Source organism: Frondihabitans sp. OV104 (genome assembly GCF_057787745.1).
This window is the reverse complement of record NZ_CM173541.1, coordinates 907,820-922,043: the sequence shown is the minus strand read 5'-3', so window position 1 is coordinate 922,043 and position 14,224 is coordinate 907,820. Positions and strand designations below refer to the sequence as shown.

The following is a 14,224-nucleotide window of genomic DNA, read 5'->3' as shown; positions in this document are numbered from 1 at the left end:
GCGTGGCTGAGAGTACGCGGTTAGTAGACGTCGTTCAAGACCGGATCGATACCTTCCTCCGGGGACAGCGTCCGCATCTGGACAGCATCGGCTCGGACCTCGACCCCTTCTCCCGTTTCTCGGCCGATCTGCTGCACGGCGGCAAGCGGTTCCGGGCCCTCTTCTGCTACTGGGGATGGCAGTCCGTCGCGGGTCTGGCCACCAGCTTCGACCCGCTCTCCAGCGGCTCGGGTCGAGAGGCGCTCGCGAGCGTCATGACGGCGTCGGCCGGCCTGGAGTTCTTCCACGCAGCGGCGCTCGTGCACGACGACATCATGGACAACAGCGACACCCGTCGCGGGCAGCCGGCAGCCCATCGCCGCTTCGAAGGCCTTCACCGCGACGAGTCCTGGCTCGGCGACGGCGAGGCCTTCGGGCGCAACGCCGCGCTCCTCTTCGGCGACCTCCTCCTCTCGTGGAGCGACGAGCTCGTCTCGGAGGCGTTCGACTCGCTCGAGTCGCGCGCGGCTGCCCTCGCGGCGCGGCGCGAGTTCAACCGCATGCGCACCGAGGTGACGGTCGGGCAGTACCTCGACATCCTGGAGGAGAGCGCCTGGGGCAGCGTCGACGACGAGCTCCTGCTGTCGAGGGCGCAGCGCGTCATCGTCTACAAGTCGGCGAAGTACTCGGTCGAGGCGCCCCTGCGGATCGGCGCGGCGATGGCCGGGGCCGAGACGCCGGCGCTCGACGCGCTGAGCGCCTTCGGCCTGCCGCTCGGCATCGCCTACCAGCTGCGCGACGACCTCCTGGGCGTCTTCGGCGACCCGCAGGTGACCGGGAAGCCCGCCGGCGACGATCTCCGCGAGGGCAAGCGCACCGTGCTGATCGCGACCGCGCGGGCTACCCTCCCCGCCAACGCGGTCCGGCTGCTGGACGAGCTGCTGGGAGACCCGGAGCTCGACGACGACCAGGTCCAGATGCTGCAGGCGACGATCCGCGAGTCGGGTGCTGTCGACGCGATCGAGGAGTCGATTGCCGAGCAGGTCGAGAAAGCGCAGCGCGCGATCATCTCGGCGCCCCTGTCGGGCAGTGCTCGGCAGCAGCTCTCGCAGCTGGCCGAGACCGTCACGGCCCGCAGCGCCTGAGGGCGTCGCTGCCGCGGGGGGCGCCAGCCCGACAGATCAGAGCATCGACTGCGCGACGCGCCGCACCTCGGCCTTCCGCCCCGCCTGAAGCGCCGCGACCGGGCTCGTCCCCAGCGCGTCGTCGTCCGACAGAAGCCAGTCGAGGGCCTCGTCGTCGGTGAAGTGGTTGTCGGCGAGCACCGTGAGGGTGCCGCGGATCTCGTGCATGGGCTCGCCGTCGACGATGAGCACCGCGGGGATCTTGCGGACGCCGTCGACCCGGGTCGCGATGAGCACGTGCTCTTCGAGGAGGCGCCGCACGCGGCTTGCGGTGGTGCCGAGCTTCTCCGCTGCATCGGGGAGGGTCAGCCAGGCCGTGTCTGCGAACCAGGGTCGCGTCGAGAGTTCGGTCACCCCTCAAGAGTGCCACGGGTTCGCGGGGGCCGGTGCCCCTCCCCCGCTTTGGGGCCCGAGTCACATCAGCCACACCCGCCTCATGAGTTGACTCGCCTATACAGGTGTGTCACGGTTGACGACGTCGACACGCCGGTCGGGCGCCGTCGGATCACACCAGGGGACATCAATGACCGAACAGGAACGACCCGCATCCCGCACGGCCGCGTACCGGATCGGACGCGGCATGCTCGGCACCGTCCCGATCGTGCTCGCCTCGTCGATGCTCGTCAGCGCGAACGTCACCGGACCGCTCCTGGCGGCCGACCACGTCCAGCCGCACCAGAAGCGCCCTGGCGTGAGCCCCGACCCAGTGAGGGCGACGGAGTCGACCACGTTCGACCTGACGGCCGTCACCACCGACACGCCCGACGTCGAACTCGCCTCGGCGCACATCGAGACGGCCTCCGCGCCCACCACCTACTCGGTCAAGAAGGGCGACACGGTCTCGAGCATCGCCGGCCGGTACGGCCTCTCCACCGCGTCGGTGCTCGCGATGAACGGCCTGAGCTGGAAGTCGACGATCTACCCCGGACAGACGCTGCACCTGTCGTCGGCCAAGGCGAGCGCCGGCACGACGACGAAGAGCACCGCCTCGACGACGAGCGCCGGAGGCCGCTACACCGTGGTGCGGGGCGACACGCTCTCGTCGATCGCCGCGCGGCACGGTGTGACCACGGCCGCCCTGTTGAAGGCGAACGGCCTGGGGCTCGCCAGCATCATCTACCCCGGACAGAAGTTGACGATCCCGGGAAAGGGGACCACCTCGAGTTCCAGCGTCCCCTCTGCCTCGTCGTCGAGCTCGTCGAGCTCGCACTACGTCATCCGGTCGGGCGACACGCTCTCGTCGATCGCCAAGGCGCACTCGACCACGGTCGAGAAGCTGATGAGCGCCAACGGCCTCAGCTGGACCAGCACGATCTACGCCGGCAAGAAGCTGACGATCCCGTCGAAGGCGGCGACCGTCACGGCGGCCTCGACCGCGACCAGCCCCGTGCAGAAGTCGGGCTCGGTGCCCGCGTCGGCCCTCGACGCCGAGCAGCGCGCCAATGCCCGCACGATCATCGCCGTCGGACGGTCGCTGGGCGTCAGCGACTACGGCATCGTCATCGCCCTCGCGGCGGCGGCCCAGGAGTCGAGCCTCTACAACCTGTCGTCGGGCGATCGCGACTCGGTGGGGCTGTTCCAGCAGCGGCCGAGCCAGGGCTGGGGCTCGAGGAAGCAGCTGCTCGACACCGCCCACGCGGCGCGGCTGTTCTACGGCGGATCGCACAACCCGAACGCCGGGTCGACGTCCGGGCTGCTCGACGTGCGCGGCTGGTCGCGCATGACCGTGACGCAGGCCGCGCAGTCGGTGCAGCGCTCGGCGTACCCGACGGCGTATGCCAAATGGGAGCGGTCGGCGCGCATCTGGCTCGCGAGCCTGTAGGGGCTGCCCGCCGTACGCCCAGAACGGGGCAACTCGACGCCGAGAACGCCCGGAACTGGGCAACTCGTTGCCGGGAAGGCCCGGATCCGGGCAACTCGCACATAACGGTTTGACCCTCGGCGGTGAGCCGCGACTGGGGGTCGCCCCGCTTTCCGTAGCATTCTCGGCGTGAGCTCCAGCCAATCCGACCCGATGATCGGCCGTCTGATCGACGGTCGATACCAGGTCCGCTCACGCATCGCCCGCGGCGGCATGGCGACGGTCTACCTCGCCTCCGACCAGCGGCTCGAGCGCCCGGTCGCCGTGAAGATCATGCACGGCCACCTCGCCGACGACGAGAACTTCAAGGAGCGCTTCATCCAGGAGGCGCGCTCGGCCGCCCGGCTGGCGCACCCCAACGTCGTCAACGTCTACGACCAGGGGCAGGACGACGAGTCGGCCTACATCGTCATGGAGTATTTGCCCGGCATCACGCTGCGCGAGCTCCTCCAGGACCACCGCGTGCTCACCGCCGACCAGGCGACCGACATCCTGGAGGCCGTGCTCGCCGGTCTCGCGGCCGCCCACCGCTCCGGCATCGTGCACCGCGACCTCAAGCCCGAGAACGTGCTGCTGGCGGACGACGGCCGCATCAAGATCGGCGACTTCGGCCTCGCCCGCGCCGCCTCCGCCAACACGGCCACCGGTGCGGCGCTGCTCGGGACGATCGCGTACCTCTCTCCTGAGCTCGTGACCCGCGGCATCGCCGACACCCGCAGCGACATCTACGCCCTCGGCATCATGCTCTTCGAGATGCTCACCGGCGAGCAGCCGTACAAGGGCGACCAGCCGATGCAGATCGCCTACCAGCACGCCAACGACACCGTGCCGATGCCGAGCTCGGTGAATCCGCGCGTTCCCGCCGAGCTCGACGAGCTGGTGCTGTGGGCGACAGCCCGCGACCCCGACCAGCGGCCCCGCGACGCCCGCGCCATGCTCGACCACCTGCTCGAGCTGCAGCGCGGCGGCGGAGCGCCCACGGGCATCCAGAAGACCATGGTGCTGCCGGCCGCGATGGCACCGGTCGGCCCGGCCCCGGCGCAGAGCACCGGGCCGACGTCCGGCCCCGGCTCCACCGGCGACACCCTGATCCTCGCGAAGGGCCGCCACCGCACCGGGCCGGTCCTGCCCGCCGGAGCGCCGACCGACAACGCCGCCGCCCTGACCCGCAAGGCGCGCGCCCGCCGCCGCCGCGGCGTCGTCTGGCTCGCCATCGTCATCGTCCTCGCCCTCGTCGCCGGCGCGGTCGGCTGGTGGTTCTCGAACGGCCCGGGCGCCCACGCCGTCGTCCCGTCGATCGCGAACTCCAGCGTCGCGCAGGCGACGTCGACGCTCGAGGGCGACGGCTTCGCGGTCAGCTCCCAGCGGGTCAAGCAGTTCGACCCCGACATCGCCATCGGCCAGGTGCTCGGCACCCGGCCCCGCGGCGGCGCGACGGTGGCCAAGGGCGCCAAGGTCGTGCTCGTGATCTCGCAGGGACCGCAGTCGCTGCCCTTCCCCGCCGTCGTCGGCGAGGCCGAAGACACCGCGAAGTCGCAGCTCGGCTCGTTCACCGTAGGCGACTCGACCTACCGATTCGACGGGTCGGCCGCTAAAGGCACCGTGCTGTCGGTCGCCGGCAAGAACTCGGCCGGCGACACCGTCGACCTCGGCTCGGCCACGACATACAAGGAGAAGCGTCCGGTCACTCTCACCGTGTCGCTCGGCGGAGTACCCGACGTCACGGGCAAGGCGCTCTCTGACGCGCAGTCCACGCTCGAGGCCGTCAACCTGCAGGGCGTCGAGGCGTCGAGCGAGTACAGCGACAGCGTGCCCCAGGGTCAGGTGATCCGCCAGGCGGCGGCGGCCGACGGCGCGGTCGTCGAAGGCTCGACGATCGACCTCGTCGTGTCGAAGGGGCCGCAGCCGATCACGGTGCCCGACGTCACAGGCAAGTCGATCCGCTCCGCCGAGGAGCAGCTCACCGGGCTCGGCTTCAAGGTCGCCTACAAGGCGTGCACGCCGGCGGCGGCCTGCGTGCTCGTCAACTGGAAGTCGCTGCTCACCGTGTCGAGCTCCGACCCCGGCGCGACAGCGACCGGCTTCCGGGGCGACACGATCACGCTCAAGTACAACGCGTTCGGGATCGGCTAGGCCGGAGGGCCGGCCGCCCGAAATTCAAGGAGATTCTCGGCCTCGTCGACGGCGCGACAGCGATCTCGGGCCGCTGCGGCAAATATCTCCTTGAATTTTGGCGGGGGGCACAAGACGAGACCCCCGCCGACGGGAGTCGACGGGGGTCTCGGGGCTGGGCGCGGCGCCGCTAGTTGTTGCCGGCGAGCTCTTCGGCGACGAGGAACGCGAGCTCGAGCGACTGCATGTGGTTCAGGCGCGGGTCGCAGAGGCTCTCGTAGCGCGTCGCGAGGGTGGCCTCGTCGATGTGCTCCGATCCGCCGAGGCACTCTGTGACGTCGTCGCCGGTGAGCTCGATGTGGATGCCGCCCGGGTGGGTGCCCGCGGCGCGATGCGACTCGAAGAAGCCCTTGACCTCGTCGACGATCTCTTCGAAGCGCCGGGTCTTGTAGCCGGAGGGCGTCGTCATGCCGTTGCCGTGCATGGGGTCGCTGACCCACAGCGGAGTCGCGTCGGCGCCCTTGATGGCCTCGAGCAGCGGCGGCAGGGCGTCGCGGATCGTGCCGGCGCCCATGCGCGTGATGAACGTGAGACGGCCGGGCTCGCGCTCGGGGTCGAGCTTGTCGATGAGCCGCATCATGTCGTCGGGCGTCGTCGTCGGGCCGAGCTTGACGCCGATCGGGTTGCGCACCCGCGACAGGAAGTCGACGTGCGCACCGTCGAGGTCGCGCGTGCGCTCGCCGATCCACTGGAAGTGGCTCGACAGGGCGTACGGGGTGCCGGTGCGCGAGTCGATCCGGGTCATGGGGCGCTCGTAGTCCATGAGCAGCGCCTCGTGGCAGGTGTAGAACTCGGCGCGCTTCATCTCGTCGAAGTCGGCGCCGGCGGCCTCCATGAAGCGGACGGCCTTGTCGATCTCTTTGGCGAGGTGCTCGTACATGACGTTCGCGGGGTTCGAGGCGAAGCCCTTGTTCCACGAGTGCACCTGGCGCAGGTCGGCAAACCCGCCCTGGGTGAAGGCCCGGATCAGGTTCAGCGTCGAGGCGCTGGTGTGGTACCCGCGGACGAGGCGCGCAGGATCCGGCTGCCGTGACTCGGGGGTGAAGTCGTACCCGTTGATGATGTCGCCGCGGTACGCCGGAAGCGTCACGCCGTCGCGGGTCTCGAAGTCGCTGGAGCGCGGCTTCGCGAACTGGCCGGCCATGCGGCCCATCTTGATGACGGGCACGCTGGCGCCGTAGGTGAGCACGACGGCCATCTGCAGGATCGTCTTGACCCGGTTGCGGATGTTGTCGGCCGTGGCGTCGGCGAAGGTCTCGGCGCAGTCGCCGCCCTGGAGGAGGAACGCGTTGCCGGCGGCCGCCTCGGCGAGACGGGCGCGGAGCGTGTCGACCTCGCCGGCGAAGACCAGCGGCGGGTACGTGGCGATCTCGGCCGAAGCCGCTTCGACGGCCGTCGAGTCGGCCCACTGCGGCTGCTGCTTGATGGGGAGCGTGCGCCAATAGTCCAGTCCTGCGATCACGTCGGGATCGGCGGAGATGACTGGGAAATCGGTCTGGAGCACGGCGTCCTCAATTAGGTGATGGCAGGTCGTCGATCAGTCGATCTCGACCAGGGGAGCCTATCGCGAAAGGACGGCTCGCCTCTCCTTGACCGAAGACGCGTAGACGTCGGCGTATTCCTGCCGACTGAGGGTCGCCAGCTCGTGCATGATCTCGTCGGTGATGGAGCGCAGGATGAACCGGTCGCCCTCCAGACCCTCGAAGCGGCTGAAGTCGAGGGGCTCGCCGAAGACGACCCCGATGCGGTGCAGGTGAGGCCGCTTCGAGCCGGTGATCATGACCTTCTGGGTGTCGATCATGGCGACGGGGATGACGCGGACGCGACCCTCGAGGATCATGCGCGCGACGCCGGTGCGACCGCGGTACAGGCGCCCGTCGGGGCTGCGCGTGCCCTCAGGGTAGATGCCGAGCTGCTCGCCCCGGGCGAGCACGGCGAGGCCGGTGTTGAGCGAGGCCTCGGAGGCCTTGCCGCCAGAGCGGTCGATCGAGAGCTGGCCGGTGGCGTTGAAGAACAGCTTGGTCAGCATGCCGCGCACGCCGCGCCCGGTGAAGTAGTCGCTCTTGGCCAGGAACGAGATGCGGCGCTCGAGCACCAGGGGCAGGAAGATCGAGTCGACGAACGAGAGGTGGTTCGACGCGAAGATCACGGGGCCCGACTCGGGCACGTGCTGCTTGCCGACGACCCAGGGCCGGAAGACGGACAGCAGGATCGGCCGGAAGAGGAACGTCTTCATGATCCAGTAGAACATCGGCGGTCTCCCTTGGCTGCGTCGGGCGTAGGCAGTCTAGAGCTTGGCCGCGTGCGTGCGGGCCAGGTCGGCGGCACCCACGACGCCGGCGTCGTTGACGAGCTCGGCGATGACGAAGTCGGGCTCGGGGTGGAAGCCGCGGGCTGGGAGATGCTCGAGGTAGGCGTCGCGCACGGGCTTCAGCAGCAGCTCGCCGGCCTGGGCGACGCCGCCGCCGAACACGAACAGCTGCGGGTCGAGGATCACGCTGAGCGACGCGCACGCCTGGCCGAGCCAGGTGCCGAGCTCGGCGAGGGCCTCGAGCGCGCCGGGGTCGCCTGCGGCCATGAGGCCGGCCACGTCGTGGCCGGTCAGCTCGCCGTTCTTCACGCGGATGTCGCCAAGCGCCTTGCCGGTCGCGCCGCCGCGGTCGGCGACCTCGCCGGCCATGCGCAGCAGGGCACGGCCCGAGCCGTACTGCTCGATGCAGCCGCGGGCCCCGCAGCCGCACTCGAGGCCGCCGGGCACGATGCGCATGTGGCCGAGCTCGCCGCCGGTGCCGAAGCCGCCGCGGAACAGGCGGTCTTCGGTGACGATCGCTCCGCCGACGCCGGTGCCGATGGTGAGCATGGTCATGTCGCTGACGAGGCGGCCGGCTCCGAAGCGGAACTCGGCCCAGCCGGCCGCGTTCGCGTCGTTGTCGATGGTGATGTCGAGGTCGAGCTTCTCGCTCAGGCGCGCGCGGAGAGGCTCGTTGCGCCACGGGATGTTCGGCGTGTAGTAGACGGTCGACTGGGCGGCGTCGATGAAGCCGGGTGCGGCGACGCCGGCGGCGATCACGTCTCCCCCGGAGGTCGGCGCGACCTGCTGGAGCTCGTCGATCATGGCGACGACCGCGTCGACGATCGCCTGCGAGTCGTTGCCGGTGGGGGTCGGAACCCGCCTCTCGGCGACGATCTCGCCGAGCTCGGTGACCACGCCCCCTGCGATCTTCGTCCCGCCGATGTCGATTCCGATTGCCTGCACGAGCAATCACTCTACCCGGCGCGGCGCGGGCAGAGGGCGGCCCCGCCACGGGTCCGGACGGGTGGCCGCTACAGTGGAACGGCCCGACCCCGGGCGAGAGGAGCTGCCCGTGGACGACCCCGTCGAGGCCGAAGTCTCACAACCGGCGCTCCTGCCCGACGGCACGATCGGCGCCCTGGTCGTCCCGGCTCTCGAGGCCGCGCCCGAGGCCGCTCTGATCGCGATCCCTGACGCGTTCGGCGGCTGGTTCGATCTGACGGCGGGCGAGTTCCTGCATCGGGCTCGCTCTCTGGCGTCCGGATTCATGGCGGCCGGGCTGCAGGCGGGCGACGTGATCGCCGTGCTCAGCACCAGCCGGTTCGAGGTGGCCCTCGTCGACCTCGCCGCCGCTCTGGCCGGCGCCGTCGTGCTCTCCCTCTCTCCTCTCGACGGGCCCACCGAGCTGCTCGCCGTGCTCGAGGAGACCCGTGCCCGCGCCGTCGTCGTCGAGACGGTGCGCGACTTCGCCCGGTTCGACGAGATCCACGGCGACCTGCCCCTGGTGGCCGAGGCCTGGCAGATCGGCCTCGGCGACCTCGACAAGCTCGCCGAGCTCGGTGCCGGGATCAGCGCGCAGGAACTCGCGGCTCGCGCCGCGGCCGTCGACCCCGCCTCCGTCGCCGCGCTGATGGCCGACTCCGCCGGCGTCGTCGTCGAGCTCACGCACGCCGACCTGGTGTCGCGGGCCGTCGAGCTCGGCCTCGCCCTGGCGGGGTCGGGGGCCCTCGACGGGGAGGACGCCGCCGTGCTGCAGATCCTGCCGGGTACAGACGCCTTCGCCCGCGTCACGACGCTGCTCGCCCTCTCGACCGGCTCGCGCCTGGGCCACCTCGCCGACCCGGCGCGGCTCATCGAGTCTCTGGCGTCGTTCCGGCCGACGCTGCTCGTCGCCCGCCCGGCGACCTATGAGGCCGTCGAGGAGGCCACGCTCGCTCGCGCCGAGCAGACCAGCCGGGGCCCTGCGCTGAAGCAGGCGCTCGAGGTGGCGGTCGAGCACTCGGCCGCGCTCGAGGCCGGGACCGTGCCGCGCGGGCTCAAGACCCGGTTCGCCCTCGCCGACGCGCTCGTGCTGAGGGGCCTGCGGAAGGCCGTCGGCGGCCGCGTGCGCGTCGTCGTGTCGTTGGCCGACGAGGAGTCGCTGCCGCTGCGGCTGCGGCACCTGATGCGCGCGCTCGACGTGCGACCCCTCGAGGCGCTCGGCGGAGTGCGGACCACCGGCCCGGCCCTCGTCGAGCGGTACGACGACGCGTTCGAGCGGCCCGTCGGCGGGGTCGGCGCCCCGCTCGCCGGCGTCGAGGTGGCCGTGGGCCCCGACGGCGGCATCGGCCTGCGCGGAGCCGGCGTCGTCCCGCCCGACGGCGCGGACTGGCTCGACACCGGCCTCTTCGGCGAGGTCGAGGGCGGTCGGGTCTTCCTCGCCGACCGCTGACTCGCCTGGCGGCTTCGCCGGGGTCGGCCGCGCGCCGAGATGGCCCCTGCCGTCGCCGAGCCACCGCCGACCCGACGCCCACGGCCACCTCGCGCGCCCCGGCGCCGGCCGGCCTGACGTCGCCGTGCCCACGCACGCGCCGAGATGGCCCCCGCCGTCGCCGAGCCTCCGGCAGCCCGACGCCCACGGCCACCTCGCGCAGCCCGGCGCCGGCCGGCCTGACGTCGCCGCGCCGCGCGCACACGCCGAGATGGCCCCCGCCGTCGCCGAGCCACCGGCAGCCCGACGCCCACGGCCACCTCGCGCGCCCCGGCGCCGGCCGGCACCACGCCCCCGCGGCGCAGCCGCGAAGGGCGCACGGGGTCAGAACCAGTCGCTCTCCCGGATCTGCCTCATGGCATCGCGCTTGATCTCGGGATCGAGGCCCATCACGTAGAGCTGCCCGTCGAGGTGGTCGGTCTCGTGCTGGAGCGCCTGCGCCATGAGGCCCTCGCCCTCGAGCACGACGGGGTTGCCGTCGAGGTCGACGCCCTCGACGCGAGCCCATGGGAACCGCCGGCGCGGGAAGTAGAACCCGGGCACCGAGAGGCAGCCCTCGTCGACGAGGTCGGCCTCGCCTCGCGTCTCGACGAGCACGGGGTTGAGCACGTAGCCGATCTCGCCGTCGACGTTGTAGCTGAACGCCCGGAGGCCGACGCCGATCTGGCAGGCGGCGACTCCCGCGCGGCCGGGGAGGGTGACGGTGTCGAGGAGATCCTGCACCAGATCGGCGAGGCCGGGGTCGCCGACCGTCACCGGGTCGGAGGGGCTGCGCAGGACGGGGTCGCCGAACAGGCGGATGGGGCGGTCGGTCATTCCGGGAGACTCCAGTGCGGCGAGATCAGGGGGCGGACTATTTCACCACGACCAGGAGGTCGCCGGCGTCGACCTGCTGCGTCACGGGGATGGCGAGGCGCTCGACGACGCCGGCCACCGGGCTGGTGATCGCCGCCTCCATCTTCATCGCCTCGATGGTCGCGATGGCGGCCCCGGCCTCCACGCGATCGCCCGCGGCGACCTTGAGCGTCACGACGCCCGAGAACGGCGCCGCGACCTCGCCGGGCTGCGTGCGGTCGGCCTTCTCAGCCGACTTCTGCGAGACCTCGATCGACCGGTCGCGGATGAACACCGGGCGCAGCTGGCCGTTGATCGTCGTCATGACCGTGCGCACGCCCTTGTCGTCCGCCTCGCCGATGGCCTCCAGGCCGATGTAGAGGTTCACGCCGCGCGAGACGGGCACCGTGTGCTCGACGCCGGGCTTGAGGCCGTAGAGGTAGTCGGGCGTGGCGACGACCGACAGGTCTCCGTAGGTGTCGACGACCTCGCGGTACTGCTTCGTCGGGCCGGCGAACAGGAGGCGGTTCAGGGTCTCCTGCCGTGCGCGGCCGGGCTCCTTCAAGAGCTCCAGGTCGGCAGGATCGACGGGCTCCACCCCGATCTTCACGTCGCGGCCCGCCAGCACCTTCGTGCGGAACGGCTCGGGCCACCCGCCGGGCAGATCGCCGAGCTCGCCGGCCATGAAGCCGATGACGCTGTCGGGGATGTCGAACTTCGACGGGTCGGCCTCGAACTCGGCAGGGTCGGCGTCCGCCGCCGCGAGCTGCAGGGCGAGGTCGCCGACGACCTTGGACGACGGCGTGACCTTCGTCGGGCGGCCCAGGATCCGGTTGGCCGCGGCGTACCAGTCCTCGACCTTCTCGAACTGGTCGCCGAGGCCGAGGGCGATGGCCTGCTGGCGCAGGTTCGACAGCTGGCCGCCGGGGATCTCGTGCGAGTAGACGCGGCCGGTGGGGCCGGGCAGGCCCGACTCGAACGGCTTGTAGACGCGGCGCACGGCCTCCCAGTACGGCTCGAGGTCGCTCACGGCGGCGAGCGAGAGGCCGGTGTCGCGCTCGGTGTGCGCGAGGGCTGCCACGAGAGCCGAGGCGGACGGCTGCGACGTCGTGCCGGCCATCGGCGCGCTGGCGACGTCGACGGCGTCGGCTCCGGCGCGCGCCGCGGCGAGCAGCGTGGCCAGCTGGCCGCCGGCGGTGTCGTGCGTGTGCACGTGCACGGGCAGGTCGAAGCGCTCGCGCAGGGCGCCGACGAGCTTCTCGGCGGCGCTGGCGCGGAGAAGACCCGCCATGTCCTTGATCGCGATGATGTGCGCGCCGGCGTCGACGATCTGCTCGGCGAGGCGGAGGTAGTAGTCGAGCGTGTACAGCTCTTCGCTCGGGTCCAGGAGGTCGGCGGTGTAGCACAGGGCGACCTCGGCGACGGTGGTGCCGGTCGCCAGCACGGCGTCGATCGCCGGGCGCATCTGCGACACGTCGTTGAGCGCGTCGAAGATGCGGAAGATGTCGACGCCCGTCGCGGCGGCCTCGTGGACGAACGCCTCGGTCACCTCGGTCGGGTACGGCGTGTACCCGACGGTGTTGCGGCCGCGCAGGAGCATCTGGATGGCGATGTTCGGGAGCGACTCGCGGAGCGACGCGAGCCGCTGCCACGGGTCCTCGCCGAGGAAGCGAAGGGCGACGTCGTAGGTCGCCCCGCCCCAGGCCTCGACGCTGAAGAGGTCGGGGGTCATGCGCGCGACGTACGGCGCGACGGCGAGGAGGTCCTTCGAGCGGACGCGGGTGGCCAGGAGCGACTGGTGGGCGTCGCGCATCGTCGTCTCGGTGACCGCCAGGCGGGTCTGGGCGCGGAGGGCGCCGGCGAACCCCGCCGGGCCGAGCTCGAGGAGCTGCTGTCGAGTTCCTGCGACCGGGGCCTCGGTGAGGTCGATCGACGGGAGCTTGAGCGCGGGGTCGATCGCGCCCTCGCCGTGGCCGTTGGGCTGGTTCACCGTGACGTCGGCGAGCCAGGTGAGGATCTTGGTGCCGCGGTCGCGCGAGACGTGGCCCTCGAAGAGCTGGGGTCGCTCCTCGATGAAGGCGGTGCTGAGGTCGCCCGCGGCGAAGGCCGGGTCTTCGAGGACGGCCTGCAGGAACGGGATGTTCGTCGAGACGCCGCGGATGCGGAACTCGGCGAGCCCGCGCTTGGCGCGCGTGACCGCCGCCGTGAAGTCGCGGCCGCGCGCGGTCATCTTGACCAGCATCGAGTCGAAGTGCGGGCTGATCTGCGTGCCGGGGTTGATCGTTCCGCCGTCGAGGCGGATGCCCGAGCCGCCCGGCGATCGGTACGTCGTGATGCGGCCGGTGTCGGGGCGGAAGCCGGCGTTCGGGTCTTCGGTGGTGATGCGGGTCTGGAGGGCCGCGCCGTGCAGGTGGATGTCGCTCTGCTCGAGGTGCAGGTCGGCGAGGGTCTGGCCGGACGCGATGCGCATCTGCGTCAGGACGAGGTCGACGTCGGTGACCTCTTCGGTGACCGTGTGCTCGACCTGGATGCGCGGGTTCATCTCGATGAAGACGTGCTGGCCGGCGCGCTCCCCCGCGGTATCGAGCAGAAACTCGACCGTGCCGGCGTTGACGTAGCCGATCGACTTCGCGAAGGCGATCGCGTCGCGGTACATCGCCTGGCGGATGCCCTCGTCGAGGTTCGGCGCCGGGGCGATCTCGACGACCTTCTGGTGGCGGCGCTGCACCGAGCAGTCGCGCTCGAAGAGGTGGACGGTCTCGCCGGTCGCGTCGGCGAGCACCTGCACCTCGATGTGGCGGGGACGCACGACCGCCTGCTCGACGAACATGGTCGGGTCGCCGAACGCGCTGTCGGCCTCGCGCATGGCTGCCTCGAGCGCGGCGCGGAGGTCTTCGGGCTCATCGACCCGGCGCATGCCGCGCCCGCCTCCGCCGGCGACGGCCTTGGCGAAGACGGGGAAGCCGATCTCGTCGGCACCGCTGATGAGCTCCTCGATGTCGCGACTGGCGGGCGTCGACTTCAGGACGGGCACTCCGGCGGCGATCGCCTTCTCTTTCGCGGTGACCTTGTTGCCGGCCATCTCGAGCACGTGCTGGCCCGGGCCGATGAAGGTGATGCCGGCTCTGGCAGCGGCCTCGGCGAGCTCCGGGTTCTCAGAGAGGAAGCCGTAGCCCGGGTAGATGGCGTCGCAGCCCGACTCGACGGCGACGCGCACGATCTCGGCGACGTCGAGGTACGCGCGGACCGGGTGGCCGATCTCGCCGATCTGGTACGCCTCGTCGGCCTTGAGCCGGTGCATCGAGTTGCGGTCTTCGTACGGGTAGACGGCCACGGTGCGGGCACCGAGCTCATAGGCCGCCCGGAAGGCGCGGATCGCGATTTCGCCGCGGTTGGCTACGAGGATCTTGGAGAACACAGGGTTCGTGCCT

Annotated in this window: 10 protein-coding genes; 4 read left to right on the top strand and 6 right to left on the bottom strand. The window is 71.4% G+C overall.

Annotation, left to right across the window (positions count from 1 at the left end):
• The first annotated feature begins 2 nt into the window (after positions 1 to 2).
• Positions 3 to 1,124, top strand: a complete 1,122-nt coding sequence (locus AC3CBB_RS04315; RefSeq protein ID WP_488626135.1) for a polyprenyl synthetase family protein — start codon at positions 3 to 5, stop codon at positions 1,122 to 1,124.
• 36 nt (positions 1,125 to 1,160) lie between these two features.
• On the opposite strand, the gene AC3CBB_RS04310 is transcribed toward AC3CBB_RS04315, so the two are convergent.
• Positions 1,161 to 1,517, bottom strand: a complete 357-nt coding sequence (locus tag AC3CBB_RS04310; protein ID WP_123504422.1) for an Rv2175c family DNA-binding protein — start codon at positions 1,515 to 1,517, stop codon at positions 1,161 to 1,163.
• Positions 1,518 to 1,686: 169 nt separating this feature from the next.
• On the opposite strand from AC3CBB_RS04310, the gene AC3CBB_RS04305 reads away from it, so the two are divergent.
• Complete coding sequence (locus tag AC3CBB_RS04305; protein ID WP_488626134.1) at positions 1,687 to 2,985, top strand: LysM peptidoglycan-binding domain-containing protein; 1,299 nt, start codon at positions 1,687 to 1,689, stop codon at positions 2,983 to 2,985.
• 168 nt (positions 2,986 to 3,153) lie between these two features.
• On the top strand, positions 3,154 to 5,157 hold the full coding sequence (pknB, locus tag AC3CBB_RS04300; RefSeq protein ID WP_488626133.1) for a Stk1 family PASTA domain-containing Ser/Thr kinase: 2,004 nt from the start codon (positions 3,154 to 3,156) through the stop codon (positions 5,155 to 5,157).
• A gap of 169 nt (positions 5,158 to 5,326) precedes the next feature.
• Here the strand turns inward: pknB and AC3CBB_RS04295 are convergent, their stop codons facing one another.
• The 3 genes from AC3CBB_RS04295 to AC3CBB_RS04285 form a co-directional block, all read right to left on the bottom strand.
• Positions 5,327 to 6,658: a class II 3-deoxy-7-phosphoheptulonate synthase gene (locus AC3CBB_RS04295; RefSeq protein ID WP_488626711.1), complete on the bottom strand. Its 1,332-nt coding sequence runs from the start codon at positions 6,656 to 6,658 to the stop codon at positions 5,327 to 5,329.
• 99 nt (positions 6,659 to 6,757) lie between these two features.
• Positions 6,758 to 7,447, bottom strand: coding sequence for a lysophospholipid acyltransferase family protein (locus tag AC3CBB_RS04290; RefSeq protein WP_123504420.1), 690 nt, complete (start codon positions 7,445 to 7,447; stop codon positions 6,758 to 6,760).
• 36 nt (positions 7,448 to 7,483) lie between these two features.
• On the bottom strand, positions 7,484 to 8,452 hold the full coding sequence (locus AC3CBB_RS04285; RefSeq protein WP_488626132.1) for an ROK family glucokinase: 969 nt from the start codon (positions 8,450 to 8,452) through the stop codon (positions 7,484 to 7,486).
• Positions 8,453 to 8,561: 109 nt separating this feature from the next.
• On the opposite strand from AC3CBB_RS04285, the gene AC3CBB_RS04280 reads away from it, so the two are divergent.
• Positions 8,562 to 9,920, top strand: a complete 1,359-nt coding sequence (locus AC3CBB_RS04280; protein ID WP_488626131.1) for an AMP-binding protein — start codon at positions 8,562 to 8,564, stop codon at positions 9,918 to 9,920.
• Between the two features lie 363 nt (positions 9,921 to 10,283).
• On the opposite strand, the gene AC3CBB_RS04275 is transcribed toward AC3CBB_RS04280, so the two are convergent.
• The gene (locus AC3CBB_RS04275; RefSeq protein WP_123504418.1) at positions 10,284 to 10,775 is read right to left on the bottom strand and encodes a peptide deformylase; all 492 of its coding nucleotides are present in this window, start codon (positions 10,773 to 10,775) and stop codon (positions 10,284 to 10,286) included.
• A gap of 37 nt (positions 10,776 to 10,812) precedes the next feature.
• Positions 10,813 to 14,211, bottom strand: a complete 3,399-nt coding sequence (locus AC3CBB_RS04270) for a pyruvate carboxylase (RefSeq protein WP_488626130.1) — start codon at positions 14,209 to 14,211, stop codon at positions 10,813 to 10,815.
• Positions 14,212 to 14,224: the final 13 nt, after the last annotated feature.

What these genes read in the sequence shown, in the direction of transcription:
- AC3CBB_RS04305 (WP_488626134.1), top strand. Translation starts at nt 1,687, where the DNA reads ATGACCGAACAGGAACGACCCGCATCCCGCACGGCCGCGTACCGGATC.
- AC3CBB_RS04290 (WP_123504420.1), bottom strand. Translation starts at nt 7,447, where the DNA reads ATGTTCTACTGGATCATGAAGACGTTCCTCTTCCGGCCGATCCTGCTG.
- AC3CBB_RS04275 (WP_123504418.1), bottom strand. Translation starts at nt 10,775, where the DNA reads ATGACCGACCGCCCCATCCGCCTGTTCGGCGACCCCGTCCTGCGCAGC.